Genomic DNA, 13170 nt, shown 5'->3' with positions numbered 1-13170 from the left:
CCGGGGAGTGCACTCCGGCGTGTCATCGACCCGCTTCGTGCCCCCCGCGGCGTGACTGCGACTCGTCACGCGCCGTCGCCACCGGCGCGCGCCGGTCCGCCTCGTCACTCCGGCCTGTCACTCCGTGCCGTCGCTTCCGGGGCCCGCTGCGTGCGCCAGTCGTCCGCCAGCGCCGGCTTCAGACGGTCCAGATAGGTGGCCGTGAGGCTGCGGATCGCTTCCGGGCTCCAGTCCTCGCCCTGCCCCCACAGTCGTCCCGTGACGCGCATCACACCGCTGAGCGCCGCCACCGCCACCCGGGGACGCGGGTCGGCGTCGACGTCCAGACCCTCGCGCTCGGCGATCAGTTGGGCGATCGTCTCCTCCAGGTCCGCCGACCGGCGCAGATGCACCGCCAGCAGTGCGGGAGTCGACTCGATCATGAGATAGCTGCGCATGTGCAGTTCGACCGGGACGATCTCCGCGATCGCCTCGCCGATGGTGTTCCAGCCGTCGAGCACCGCGTTGCGCATCGCCTCGAACGGGCCTTCCTGCGCGGGCCGTTCGCGTACCGCCTCGATGAAGTGGGCCTCGACCACTTCCTGGACGGCGAAGGCGACCTCCTCCTTGCTGGTGAAGTACCGGAAGAAGGTGCGCTGCGAGACGTCGACGGTGTCCGCGATCTCGTCGACGGTCGTCTGCTCGTACCCCTTCGTGGTGAACAGCTCCAGCGCGGCGCGCACCAGCGCGTCACGGGTGAGCTGCTTCTTGCGTGCGCGCAGTCCGGTCGGCTCGGCCGTCACTACCTGGGTCCTCTTTCCGACGCTTTCGACCAGCTCAGCCTACCTGTGAGCAACGTGACAGTTACCGACTTGTGAATTGGTTTGTCAACTGTCAGCGACTGACATTAGCCTCCCACGCATGACTAGTCAGACCACCGTCGAAAAGGCGCCGAAGGATCCCCAGGACCCCATACCGGCCCAGGTCAAGGGGCTCCGCGGCCACCCCTGGCTGACGCTGTTCGCCGTGGCCATCGGCGTGATGATGGTGGCACTGGACGGCACCATCGTCGCGATCGCCAACCCCGCGATCCAGAAGGACCTCGGCGCCACCTTCGCCGACGTGCAGTGGATCACCAACGGCTACTTCCTCGCCCTCGCCGTGACGCTGATCACCGCGGGCAAGCTCGGTGACCGCTTCGGCCACCGGCAGACGTTCCTCATCGGTGTCGTCGGCTTCGCCGCGGCCTCTGCGGCCATCGGCCTCTCCGACAGCATCACCCTGGTGGTCACCTTCCGCGTGCTCCAGGGTCTGTTCGGCGCGCTCCTGATGCCCGCGGCGCTCGGACTGCTGCGCGCCACCTTCCCCGCCGAGAAGCTGAACATGGCGATCGGCATCTGGGGCATGGTCATCGGCGCCTCCACCGCGGGCGGCCCGATCCTCGGCGGTCTGCTGGTCGAGCACGTGAGCTGGCAGTCGGTCTTCTTCATCAACGTCCCGGTCGGCGTCATCGCGCTCGTCCTCGGTGTGCTGATCCTCAGGGACCACCGCGCCGAGAACGCCCCGAGGTCCTTCGACATCCTCGGCATCCTGCTGCTGTCGACCGCGATGTTCTGCCTGGTCTGGGCGCTCATCAAGGCCCCCGCGTGGGGCTGGGGCGACGGCCGGACCTGGGGCTTCATCGCCGCCTCGGTGGTCTGCTTCGCGTTCTTCGCCTACTGGGAGAACCGGGTCGCCGAGCCGCTGATCCCGCTGAAGCTGTTCCGCTCGGTCCCGCTCGCGGCCGGCACCGTCCTGATGGTGCTCATGGCCATCGCCTTCCTGGGCGGACTGTTCTTCGTCACCTTCTTCCTCCAGAACGTGCACGGCATGAGCCCGGTCGACAGCGGACTCCACCTGCTGCCCCTGACCGGCATGATGATCGTCGGATCGCCGCTCGCCGGCGCCATGATCACCAAGACGGGCCCGCGCGTCCCGCTCGCGGGCGGCATGGTGCTCACCGCGGTCGCCATGTTCGGCATGTCGACCCTCGACACCGACACCGGCAGCCTGCCGATGTCCATCTGGTTCGCCCTTCTCGGCCTCGGCCTGGCCCCGGTCATGGTCGGCGCGACCGAGGTCATCGTGGGCAACGCCCCGATGGAGCTCTCCGGCGTCGCCGGCGGTCTCCAGCAGGCCGCCATGCAGATCGGCGGCAGCCTCGGCACGGCGGTGCTCGGCGCGGTCATGGCGTCCAAGGTCGACAACGACCTGCCGGGCAACTGGGCCGACGCGCAGCTTCCGCCGCTCAGCCCGGCCCAGTTGGACCAGGCGTCCGAAGCCGTTCAGGTGGGTGTGCCGCCGGTCGCTCCGGGAACACCGCCCGAGCTGGCCGAGAAGATCGTCGGTGTCGCCCACGACACCTTCATCTCGGGCATGGGCCTCGCCTGCCTGGTGGCCGCCGGTGTCGCGACCGTCGCGGTGTTCGTCGCCCTGCTCACCAAGCGCGGTGCGAACGCCGACGCGGGTATGGGCGGCGCCCACATCTGACGCCGTCGCCGCCCTCGACGGGCGTCAACCTCGTGTGACCGACAGCCCCGCCGGACGACTCCGGCGGGGCTGTCGCCTATCCGGATGATCTCGGCCCGTTCCCCTTCCGCGGGCGTCTTCGTGTGCTCCAGGCTCCCGGTCAAGTGATCAGTCACCACGCGGCCATGCATCACATGGCCATGCACCGCGCGGTCATGCACCACGTGGTCGCACCACACGATCAATCACCACACGGGGGTTCACCGACATGCGTGCGACACCACTGCTCGCCGCGGCCGCCCTGGCCGTCACCGCGCTCCTCCCGGCCCACGCCACCGCCGCCGGCCCGCCGCGCCTCGGGAGCTGCGGCGCCGGGCAGCTCTGCCTCTGGGCCAAGGCCGATTTCAAAGGCGCCCGCCAGACGCACGAGCTCGCCGGACTCGACATCGACAGCTGTGTGCCGCTGCCGACCGGCACCGCCGCCGAGTCCCTGGTCAACCGCACCGGACGGCCGGTGACGACCTATCAGAGCCAGGAGTGCGCGGAGACGGGCGAGTTCGAGACCTACCCCGGTTCGGGCACCTGGCTGCCCCAGTCCCCGTACCGCGTCAGGGCGTTCAAGGTCTGGGAGCGCTGAACCGGGGTACCCGGGCCTGCGTAGCCCCGAATCGGTCGAACTCAGGGAGTGATGATGGCGGGCTTCGGACACACATCGCGCAGGCACCCTCGCTCACGCGGCCGGACGTGGTCGCGGAGCGGGCCGGACCGCGCGGCACTGGGAATCATCGGGCTGATCTGTGCGATCACCGGATTCTTCGTGCTGGGGATCATCCTCGGCCCGATCGCCGTCGTCTGCGGCTGGCTCGCCATGGGCCGCAGCTGGAACGGCACGCAGCACATACCGGCGCTCGTCGCGCTGGTCCTCGGTGCCATCGACACCGTCCTGGCCATCGTCTGGCTGGCGGGAGCCGCGGCTCCCGGCGGCGGGATGTGGTGATCAGCCTCGCACCGCGGACTCGTCGGGCGGACCGGCCGGGGTGGGCACAGAGCCCATCCCGGCCGCGCCCGTTCCCTCGCCGGCCGTGCCGGTCGGCACGCTCGCCCCTGTCGCCCCTGAATCCGATGACTCCGAGGACTGCGACAGCGCGGTCACCTGGGCGCGCAGCGCCTTCACCTCGGCCGTCAGCGCCTCCAGCAGGGCCGTCTGCCGGCGCTCCTCCGCGTCGTCCCGCTCGAATCGGGAGATGAACCAGGCCGCGATGTTCGCCGTGACGACACCCAGCAGGGCGATACCGGAGATCATGAGCCCGACCGCGAGCAGCCGGCCGAGCCCCGTCGTCGGCGCGTGGTCCCCGTAGCCGACCGTCGTCATGGTCGTGAACGACCACCACACCGCGTCGCCCAGCGTCTTGATGTTCCCGTCCGGCGCGTCCCGTTCGACGTGCAGCACGGCCAGTGAACCGAACATCATCAGCCCGACCACCGCGCCGGCCACATAGGTCGTGAGCGTGATCTGCGGCGCCATCCGCGCACGCCGGCCCACCAGCAGCAGGGTGGAGACGACGCGGAGCAGGCGCAGCGGCCGCAGCAGCGGCAGCACCACGGCGAGCAGATCGAGCGGATGGCTGCGGACGAAGAGCCACCGGCTCGGCGCCAGCGCGAGCCGCACCAGGTAGTCGACGGCGAACGCGCCCCACACCACCCACTCGACGGCCGTGCACAGGGTGTGCACCCAGCCGTCGGCGCCGGGCGCCACGATCGGCACCGCGTACGCGAGCGCGAACGCGGCGGCGAGCACCAGCAGGGGCGTCTGCATACGCTCTTCCCACCGGACCTGGGCTGTTCGCTGCTTCATCCGCGCATCGTAGAACGGGCCCGGGAAACGAGTGAGGGGCGGCCGGATCCAGCCCGGCCGCCCCGCACCCCTGCGACTGCTACGCGTCGCCGCCCGCGGGACCCGGGTCGGCCGCCGCGACATCCAGCAGCTGGTAGCGGTCCACGGCCTGCTTCAGCACCGAGCGGTCGACCTTGCCCTCACGGGCCAGCTCGGTGAGGACCCCCAGCACGATCGACTCGGCGTCGATGTGGAAGAACCGGCGGGCCGCGCCACGGGTGTCGGCGAAGCCGAAGCCGTCGGCGCCCAGCGACTGGTAGGTGCCCGGCACCCAGCGCGAGATCTGGTCGGGGACGGAACGCATCCAGTCCGACACGGCCACGAACGGTCCCTCGGAGCCCTGGAGTTTCTGCGTGACGTACGGGACGCGCTGCTCCTCCTCCGGGTGCAGGAGGTTGTGCCGCTCGACCTCGACGGCCTCGCGGCGCAGCTCGTTCCAGGACGTCGCCGACCAGACGTCCGCCTTGACGTCCCAGTCCTCCGCGAGAATCCGCTGTGCCTCGATCGCCCACGGCACGGCCACACCGGACGCCATGATCTGCGCCGGGATCCGGCCCTGCTCGCCGGCCTTGAAGCGGTGGATGCCCTTGAGGATGCCCTCGACGTCCACGTTCTCCGGCTCGGCCGGGTGCTGGATCGGCTCGTTGTAGACGGTGAGGTAGTAGAAGACGTCCTCGCCGTGCGGGTGCTCCTCGTCGGAGCCGTACATCCGCCGCAGACCGTCCCGCACGATGTGGGCGATCTCGAAGCCGAAGGCCGGGTCGTACGCGACACAGCCCGGGTTCGTCGAGGCCAGCAGCTGCGAGTGGCCGTCCGCGTGCTGGAGGCCCTCACCGGTCAGCGTCGTGCGCCCGGCGGTGGCGCCGAGGACGAAGCCGCGCGCCAGCTGGTCGGCCATCTGCCAGAACTGGTCGCCGGTGCGCTGGAAGCCGAACATCGAGTAGAAGACGTACACCGGGATCAGCGGCTCGCCGTGGGTGGCGTAGGCCGAGCCGGCCGCGATCAGCGATGCCGTACAGCCGGCCTCGGAGATGCCGTCGTGCAGCATCTGACCGGTCGGCGACTCCTTGTACGCGAGCAGCAGCTCGCGGTCCACCGCCTCGTACTGCTGACCGAGCGGGTTGTAGATCTTCGCGCTCGGGAAGAAGGAGTCCATACCGAAGGTGCGGTACTCGTCGGGCGCGATCAGCACGAAGCGCTTGCCGATCTCCTTGTCCCGCATGAGGTCCTTGAGCAGCCGGACGAACGCCATGGTGGTGGCGATGGACTGCTGGCCGGAACCCTTCTTCACAGCCGCGTACGTCTTGTCGCCCGGGAGCTCCAGCGGCTTCGACCGCACGACACGGGTCGGCACATAGCCGCCGAGACCCTGTCGCCGGTCGTGCATGTACTGGATCTCCTCCGAGTCACGGCCCGGGTGGTAGTACGGCGGTGCGCCGTTCTCCAGCTGGTCGTCCGTGATCGGGATGTGCAGGCGGTCGCGGAAGCCCTTGAGGTCGTCGACCGTCAGCTTCTTCATCTGGTGGGTCGCGTTGCGGCCCTCGAAGTTCGGGCCGAGCGTCCAGCCCTTGACGGTCTGGGCGAGGACCACGGTCGGCTGGCCCTTGTGCGCCTTGGCCGCCGAGAAGGCCGCGTAGACCTTCTTGTGGTCGTGACCACCACGGCCCAGGTGCAGGATCTGGTCGTCGGTCATGTTCTCGACCATGGCGCGCAGCCGGTGGTCGTGACCGAAGAAGTGGTCGCGGATGTACGCGCCGGTCTCGGTGGCGTACGTCTGGAACTGGCCGTCCGGCGTGGTGTTGAGCTGGTTGACCAGCACACCGTCGCGGTCCTGGGCGAGCAGCGGGTCCCAGGAGCGGTCCCACACCAGCTTGATGACGTTCCAGCCGGCGCCGCGGAACTGCGACTCCAGCTCCTGGATGATCTTGCCGTTGCCGCGCACCGGGCCGTCGAGGCGCTGGAGGTTGCAGTTGACCACGAAGGTGAGGTTGTCGAGGCCCTCACGGGCGGCGATGGACAGCTGGCCGAGCGACTCGGGCTCGTCCATCTCGCCGTCGCCGAGGAACGCCCACACATGCGAGTCGGAGGTGTCGGCGATGCCGCGCGCCTCCATGTAGCGGTTCATCCGGGCCTGGTAGATCGCGCCGAGGGGGCCGAGGCCCATCGACACGGTCGGGAACTCCCAGAAGTCCGGCATCAGCCGCGGGTGCGGGTAGCTGGACAGACCGTTGGGCGCCTTGGACTTCTCCTGGCGGAAGGCGTCGAGCTGCGCCTCGCTCAGCCGGTCGAGCATGAACGCGCGCGCGTAGATGCCGGGAGAGGCATGGCCCTGGAAGAAGATCTGGTCTCCGCCCTTGCCGTCGTCCTTGCCGCGGAAGAAGTGGTTGAAGCCCACGTCGTACAGCGAGGCCGAGGAGGCGAAGGTCGCGATGTGGCCACCGACCCCGATACCGGGGCGCTGGGCGCGGGAGACCATCACCGCGGCGTTCCAGCGGGTCGCGTTGAGGATCTTGCGCTCGATCTCCTCGTTGCCCGGGAAGAACGGCTCGTCCTTGGTGGCGATCGTGTTGACGTAGTCCGTGCTGCGCATCTCGGGCACGGCCACGCGCTTCTCGCGGGCCCGCTCGATCAGCCGGAGCATGAGGTAGCGGGCGCGCTCCCGGCCCCGCTCGTCGACGGCGGCGTCGAGGGAGTCCAGCCATTCCTGGGTCTCTTCGGGATCGAAGTCCGGGACCTGACTGGGAAGGCCGCCAATGATGATCGGGTTGCGATCTGATCCGGAAGCCACGCTATTCCTTCGCTGTTCGGTGAGTTCTGCCTCTACACAAGATGTCTGCGCGGTGTCGCACCGCCTCCATCGTGGACCGCGGGGCGGCAAACGTCATCTCTACTGAGGGGTAACCCCAGCTCTGGCTGACATCCTGACCGGAGCTCGCCGCCGAACAGGGTCGGAACCCGTCCGGAGCCCCGTTCGGGCCCGGTCAAATCGCAACCTTACGCTCAAGGCGGCAAAGCGTTCCGTTTGGCTGTTCGGTTCCGAATGGCCCAGTGACTGGACGTATGGTGGCAAACATGGCGGAACGGGTGGGTGTCCGGTGCGGTCCCGGGCCGAGCGTGTCCGGGCTTGCGTCGAGACGGGCGCAAACGTCACCGTTTCGGCGGTCTGGACGGCCGGGTACTTGCGCGATCCGTCCCGCCCGTGTGGACTACGGCCAAAGCCACGCGTACGCGCGCGGCTGCAGCACTTACCGAACATGATCAGGAGGCAAGCCGTGAGCGCGACCGCGGACCACGCGGAGGAGCGGACCAACCCGGCCACCAGGCTGGGGTTCGAGCCCGGACAGGTGGTCCAGGAGATCGGCTACGACGACGACGTCGAGATGGAGCTCCGAGAAGCCATTGAGTCCGTGATCGGCCAGGAACTCGTGGACGAGGACTATGACGACGTCGCCGACGTCGTCATCCTCTGGTTCCGCGACGAGGACGGCGATCTGACGGACGCACTGGTGGACGCCATCGGGCTCATCGAGGAGGGCGGTGCCGTGTGGCTCATGACTCCCAAGACCGGCCGTGACGGCTACGTCGAGCCCAGCGACATCAACGAAGCCGCCCAGACCGCGGGTCTCTCCCAGACCAAGAGCATCAGTGCCGGCAAGGACTGGACCGGCAGCAGGCTGGTGACTCCCAAGGCGGCCAAGTCGAAGCGCTGAACCTCCAGCATCAGGCCCCGGCCCCCTCCGACCACGTCGGAGGGGGCCTTCTGCGTACCCGTGCCGTGAGCGAGGGCTGATCCGCCGGGGATCACGGGACAGCCCTTAGGGTGAGTGGACCCGTCACCCGAACGGGCTCACCGAAGGGATCCACACGACATGGCGATCGAGGTCGGCACCGAGGCCCCGGAATTCGAGCTGAAGGACAACCACGGGCGCACCGTGACGCTCGCCGAATTCCGCGGCGAGAAGAACGTGGTGCTCCTCTTCTATCCGTTCGCCTTCACCGGGGTGTGCACCGGTGAGCTGTGCGCGCTGCGCGACGAACTGCCCTCGTTCGTCAACGACGACACCCAGCTGCTCGCGGTCTCCAACGACTCCATCCACACCCTGCGCGTCTTCGGTGAGCAGGAGGGTCTGGAGTACCCCCTGCTGTCGGACTTCTGGCCGCACGGTGAGGTCTCGCGCGCCTACGGCGTCTTCGACGAGGAGAAGGGGTGCGCCGTGCGCGGCACCTTCATCATCGACAAGGAGGGTGTCGTCCGCTGGACCGTCGTCAACGGCCTTCCGGACGCCCGCGACCTGAACGAGTACGTCAAGGCGCTGCGAACCCTCTGACAAGCGCGACTCCACCCGGCCACACACGGATACACCCGGCGACCGACCGCGCGAAAGTCTGTTTTGCGCGGGAACCGGTCACTAGGATCCACTCGTTGATCCGACACCAACGCACGACGGGGGCGCTGCCCCTGATACCCAATGGAGGGACTCGTGGGAGTCAGCCTCAGCAAGGGCGGCAACGTCTCGCTGACCAAGGCCGCACCCAACCTGACGGCGGTCATCGTCGGTCTGGGCTGGGACGCTCGAACCACCACCGGTGGCGACTTCGACCTCGACGCCAGCGCCCTGCTGACCAACACCGAGGGCAAGGTCGCCAATGATTCGAACTTCGTCTTCTTCAACAACCTGAAGAGCCCCGACGGCTCCGTGGAGCACACCGGTGACAACCTCACCGGTGAGGGCGAGGGCGACGACGAGCAGATCAAGGTCAACCTCGCCTCGGTCCCGGCCGACGTCGACAAGATCGTGTTCCCGGTCTCGATCTACGAGGCCGAGAGCCGTCAGCAGTCCTTCGGCCAGGTGCGCAACGCGTTCATCCGCGTGGTCAACCAGGCGGACAACACCGAGCTCGCCCGGTACGACCTGAGCGAGGACGCGTCGACGGAGACCGCGATGGTCTTCGGCGAGCTGTACCGCAACGGCGCGGAGTGGAAGTTCCGTGCCATCGGCCAGGGCTACGCCTCGGGCCTGCGCGGCATCGCGCAGGACTTCGGCGTCAACGTCTGAGCAGGCCGCATTCCGTCCGGCGCCGCACTGAGAAGTGCGGCGCCGGACGCGCCTTGCACCACATCGTCAGCTGGGGAGGACCAGGATCATGGGCGTCACGCTCGCCAAGGGAGGCAATGTCTCCCTCTCCAAGGCCGCACCGAATCTCACGCAGGTGCTGGTGGGGCTCGGTTGGGACGCGCGCTCCACCACGGGAGCCGACTTCGACCTCGATGCGAGCGCGCTGCTCTGCAACGGCGGACGCGTTCTGGGCGACGAGTACTTCATCTTCTACAACAACCTCACGAGCCCCGACGGCTCCGTCGAGCACACCGGTGACAACCTCACGGGTGAGGGCGAGGGCGACGACGAGTCGCTGCTGGTGAACCTTCCCCAGGTGCCGGCCAACGTCGACAAGATCATCTTCCCGGTCTCGATCCATGAGGCCGAGAACCGCGGCCAGACCTTCGGGCAGGTCAGCAACGCCTTCATCCGGGTGGTCAACCAGGCCGACGGCCAGGAGCTGGCGCGCTACGACCTCAGCGAGGACGCGTCCACGGAGACCGCGATGATCTTCGGCGAGCTGTACCGGTACGGCGGCGAGTGGAAGTTCCGGGCCGTAGGGCAGGGGTACGCGTCGGGTCTGAGGGGCATCGCTCTAGACTTCGGGGTCAACGTTTCGTAAAGCTGCGCACGGAGCAGGTAAAGCCTGTCCTTGGTGCGTGGGAGACCTCCCCCAAGGTTCGCCCGGGGGAACCCCCATTACACGATTGGGTACCAGTGGTTCTGAAAACCTTCGGCTGGTCGTTCGCGGTGACCGCGCTCGGCCTGGTCGCGGCGGTGCTCTACGGCGGGTGGACGGCCTTCGGTGTCGTAGCGATCCTGTCCGTCCTCGAGATCTCGCTGTCGTTCGACAACGCGGTGGTCAACGCCGGAATCCTGAAGAAGATGAGTGCCTTCTGGCAGAAGATCTTCCTCACCATCGGCATTCTCATCGCCGTCTTCGGCATGCGACTCGTCTTCCCCGTCGTCATTGTCGCCGTCAGCGCCCAGCTCGGCCCCATCGAGGCGGTCGACCTCGCACTCAATGACAAGGACCAGTACCAGCAGCTGGTGACCGACGCACATCCGTCGATCGCCGCGTTCGGTGGCATGTTCCTGCTCATGATCTTCCTCGACTTCATCTTCGAGGACCGTGACATCAAGTGGCTCGGCTGGCTCGAGCGCCCGCTGGCCAAGCTCGGCAAGATCGACATGCTGTCGGTCTGCATCGCCCTGATCGTCCTGGCGATCAGCGCGGTGACCGTCGCGACCCACGCCCACCAGCACGGCGGCACCCACGTCGACAAGTCGTCCACGGTGCTGCTCGCCGGCGTCGCCGGCCTCATCACCTACCTCATCGTCGGCGGACTCTCCGGCTTCTTCGAGGACAGGCTCGAAGAGGAGGAGGAGCGCGAACACGAGGAAGAGGAGAAGGCCAAGGCGAGCGGCAAGAAGCCGTCCGCCGTGGTCCTCGCGGGCAAGGCCGCGTTCTTCATGTTCCTCTACCTGGAGGTCCTGGACGCGTCGTTCTCGTTCGACGGCGTCATCGGCGCCTTCGCCATCACCAACGACATCGTGCTCATGGCGCTGGGCCTCGGCATCGGCGCCATGTACGTCCGGTCGCTGACCGTCTACCTGGTCCGCCAGGGCACGCTCGACGACTACGTCTACCTGGAGCACGGCGCGCACTACGCGATCGGCGCGCTCGCCGCGATCCTGCTCATCACCATCCAGTACGAGATCAACGAGATCATCACCGGTCTCATCGGCGTCGTCCTGATCGGCGCGTCCTTCTGGTCCTCGGTGCGCCGCAACAAGGCGCTCGCTGCCCAGGAGGAAAAGGGCGAGCCGGTCGACGCCGGGGTGTGACCCGGCGGAGATTGAGGAACGCTCTCAACGGGGCGGCTTCGAGGCACCGGCCTCGGCGCCGCCCCGTTGCGTGTCACGCAGCGGGGGCACATCGATACGACTGGGGTGGGACGTATGGCCTTCTGGGACGGTCTGTGGCGGGGGAGGGCAGCGCAGTTCGACTCGGGCAGCGCCGCGTCCAACTCGATCGAACTCACCAAGCGGCACCCGTCGGTGTCACTCACCAAGCAGGGCGCCGCGACCGGCAATCTGCGCGTCAACCTGTCCTGGCGGATGCGGACGTCCGACATCGAGGGCCGGTCCCGGCAGAGCGGCCGTCTGCTGCGCCACCCCTTCAAGCTCTTCCAGCCCGATGTGGTCCAGGCCCACACCCAGGGCGTGGTCAATGTGGACCTCGATCTCGGCTGCCTCTACGAGCTGGTGGACGGCAGCAAGGGCGTGGTGCAGCCGCTGGGCAGCTTCTTCGGCGCCATCAACGAGGCGCCCTATGTGAAGCTCAGCGGCGACGACCGGTTCGGCTCCCCCTCGGGCGAGACCGTCTATGTGAACCTCGACCACCGCGAGTCCATCAAGCGGCTGCTGTTCTTCGTCTACATCTACGACCAGACGCCCGCCTTCGACCGCACGCACGCCCATGTGACGCTCTACCCGAGCAACGGGCCGCGGGTCGAGATAGAGCTCGACGAGCGGGCGCCGCAGGCCCGCTCCTGCGCGGTGTTCTCCATGGAGAACATCAAGGGCGAGCTGATCGTGCGCCGCGAGGTGAAGTTCGTCTACGGCTTCCAGGCGGAGCTCGACCGGCTGTACGGCTGGGGACTGCAGTGGGGCCGCGGCTACAAGACGCGGGTGTAGGCCGCCCCCGTACCGGGCTCGTGCGCGCAGGGGCCCGTCCGGGGCCCGTCCGTACGGGCTCCGTGGAGCGCCGCCGGTCTCCCGTTCCCGGGCGTCCGCGTCAGGGACGGACGAACTGCGGCCCCATCGGAGGCAGCCGGAAGTTCGGATCGGGCGCGAAGGCGGCCGCGGGAGCCGGCTGCGGATAGCCGTACGCCGGCTGCGCCGGGCCCGACGACGGCTGCGGATAGCCGTAGGGGGCCTGGGCGCCCGCGGGCTGCGGGAATCCGTACGCGGGCGGGTGCGCCGGAGGTGCGGGATGGGCCGAGGGGTCCGCGGCCGCTTCGGCCTCGTCCACCGAGATGCCGAAATCGGTGGCCAGGCCGACCAGCCCGGTCGGATAGCCCTGCCCCACCGCGCGGAACTTCCACCGTTCCCCGCGCCGGTACAGCTCACCGCAGATGATCGCGGTCTCCTCGCCGGTCTCCGGCTTCACATCGAAGACGGCGAGCGGCTCACCATCGGCCTGGGAGGCGTCGTAGAGCAGTATCCGCAGATCGCGTACATGCTGGAAGGAGTCGCCGTCGGAGGAGGCGGCAAGCACCACCTGGTCGACCGACGCGTCGAGCGAGGAGAGATCCGCCTCGACCGTGTCCGTCAAATGCTCGGCGACGCGCTTCTTCGGCAGCCGCCGCACCAGTCCCGAGGGATGGCGCGGCTGGTTGTAGAAGACGAAGTCCTCGTCGGAGCGCACACGGGCGTCCGGGCCGAGCAGCAGGGCCGAGGCGTCCACGTCGGGGACGCCGGCGCCCGGCGTCCAGCGGAGCACGGCCCGTACAGCCGTGGCATCGAGAGGGACGTTCGAGCCCTTCAGCATCGCGTGCGTCATGCCCGTCATCCTGCCCTCCCGGGGGCATCCCGGACAACGCGGGGCCCCTTGTCCTCCGGCGAGGACATGGGCATGGTGCAAGCGGGTTACCTGGAGTTCATAGGCTTGGGGAACTTTTGACA

Annotated in this window: 13 protein-coding genes; 9 read left to right on the top strand and 4 right to left on the bottom strand. The window is 68.4% G+C overall.

Features of this window, described 5'->3' with window-relative positions:
• Window positions 1-104: 104 nt before the first annotated feature.
• The gene (locus ACFWU3_RS10925; RefSeq protein ID WP_384434380.1) at window positions 105-782 is read right to left on the bottom strand and encodes a TetR/AcrR family transcriptional regulator; all 678 of its coding nucleotides are present in this window, start codon (window positions 780-782) and stop codon (window positions 105-107) included.
• A gap of 118 nt (window positions 783-900) precedes the next feature.
• On the opposite strand from ACFWU3_RS10925, the gene ACFWU3_RS10920 reads away from it, so the two are divergent.
• The 3 genes from ACFWU3_RS10920 (at window position 901) to ACFWU3_RS10910 (ending at window position 3484) form a co-directional block, all read left to right on the top strand.
• On the top strand, window positions 901-2508 hold the full coding sequence (locus ACFWU3_RS10920) for an MFS transporter (RefSeq protein ID WP_384434377.1): 1608 nt from the start codon (window positions 901-903) through the stop codon (window positions 2506-2508).
• 247 nt (window positions 2509-2755) lie between these two features.
• Window positions 2756-3124, top strand: a complete 369-nt coding sequence (locus ACFWU3_RS10915; RefSeq protein WP_384434374.1) for a peptidase inhibitor family I36 protein — start codon at window positions 2756-2758, stop codon at window positions 3122-3124.
• Window positions 3125-3175: 51 nt separating this feature from the next.
• Window positions 3176-3484: a small hydrophobic protein gene (locus ACFWU3_RS10910; protein WP_327684432.1), complete on the top strand. Its 309-nt coding sequence runs from the start codon at window positions 3176-3178 to the stop codon at window positions 3482-3484.
• Here ACFWU3_RS10910 and ACFWU3_RS10905 read toward each other — a convergent pair whose 3' ends face one another.
• The gene (locus ACFWU3_RS10905; RefSeq protein ID WP_384434371.1) at window positions 3485-4342 is read right to left on the bottom strand and encodes a potassium channel family protein; all 858 of its coding nucleotides are present in this window, start codon (window positions 4340-4342) and stop codon (window positions 3485-3487) included.
• Between the two features lie 79 nt (window positions 4343-4421).
• Window positions 4422-7169 carry a pyruvate dehydrogenase (acetyl-transferring), homodimeric type gene (gene aceE, locus ACFWU3_RS10900; protein WP_384434368.1) on the bottom strand — a complete coding sequence of 916 codons (2748 nt, stop codon included), beginning with the start codon at window positions 7167-7169 and terminating at the stop codon, window positions 4422-4424.
• Window positions 7170-7653: 484 nt separating this feature from the next.
• On the opposite strand from aceE, the gene ACFWU3_RS10895 reads away from it, so the two are divergent.
• The 6 genes from ACFWU3_RS10895 to ACFWU3_RS10870 all read left to right on the top strand — a co-directional run bounded on the left by ACFWU3_RS10895 (window position 7654) and on the right by ACFWU3_RS10870 (window position 12180).
• A complete protein-coding gene (locus ACFWU3_RS10895; RefSeq protein WP_313946516.1) occupies window positions 7654-8091 on the top strand; it encodes a DUF3052 domain-containing protein in 438 nt (145 codons plus the stop codon).
• Window positions 8092-8250: 159 nt separating this feature from the next.
• The gene (locus tag ACFWU3_RS10890; protein WP_384434365.1) at window positions 8251-8709 is read left to right on the top strand and encodes a peroxiredoxin; all 459 of its coding nucleotides are present in this window, start codon (window positions 8251-8253) and stop codon (window positions 8707-8709) included.
• A gap of 153 nt (window positions 8710-8862) precedes the next feature.
• Entirely contained in the window at window positions 8863-9438 is a 576-nt protein-coding gene (locus ACFWU3_RS10885) for a TerD family protein (RefSeq protein WP_384434362.1), read from the top strand.
• A gap of 88 nt (window positions 9439-9526) precedes the next feature.
• Entirely contained in the window at window positions 9527-10102 is a 576-nt protein-coding gene (locus tag ACFWU3_RS10880) for a TerD family protein (protein WP_340472934.1), read from the top strand.
• A 95-nt stretch (window positions 10103-10197) separates the two neighbouring features.
• The gene (locus tag ACFWU3_RS10875) at window positions 10198-11328 is read left to right on the top strand and encodes a DUF475 domain-containing protein (protein WP_313946520.1); all 1131 of its coding nucleotides are present in this window, start codon (window positions 10198-10200) and stop codon (window positions 11326-11328) included.
• A gap of 114 nt (window positions 11329-11442) precedes the next feature.
• Window positions 11443-12180 carry a Tellurium resistance gene (locus ACFWU3_RS10870; RefSeq protein ID WP_313946521.1) on the top strand — a complete coding sequence of 246 codons (738 nt, stop codon included), beginning with the start codon at window positions 11443-11445 and terminating at the stop codon, window positions 12178-12180.
• A gap of 100 nt (window positions 12181-12280) precedes the next feature.
• On the opposite strand, the gene ACFWU3_RS10865 is transcribed toward ACFWU3_RS10870, so the two are convergent.
• Window positions 12281-13048, bottom strand: coding sequence for a TerD family protein (locus tag ACFWU3_RS10865; RefSeq protein ID WP_384434359.1), 768 nt, complete (start codon window positions 13046-13048; stop codon window positions 12281-12283).
• Between the last annotated feature and the right edge of the window lie 122 nt (window positions 13049-13170).

The organism is Streptomyces sp. NPDC058685 (assembly GCF_042714725.1).
Lineage (GTDB): Bacteria > Actinomycetota > Actinomycetes > Streptomycetales > Streptomycetaceae > Streptomyces.
Note: the sequence above shows the minus strand (reverse complement) of the source record. Positions and strands in the feature narration are given on the sequence as shown.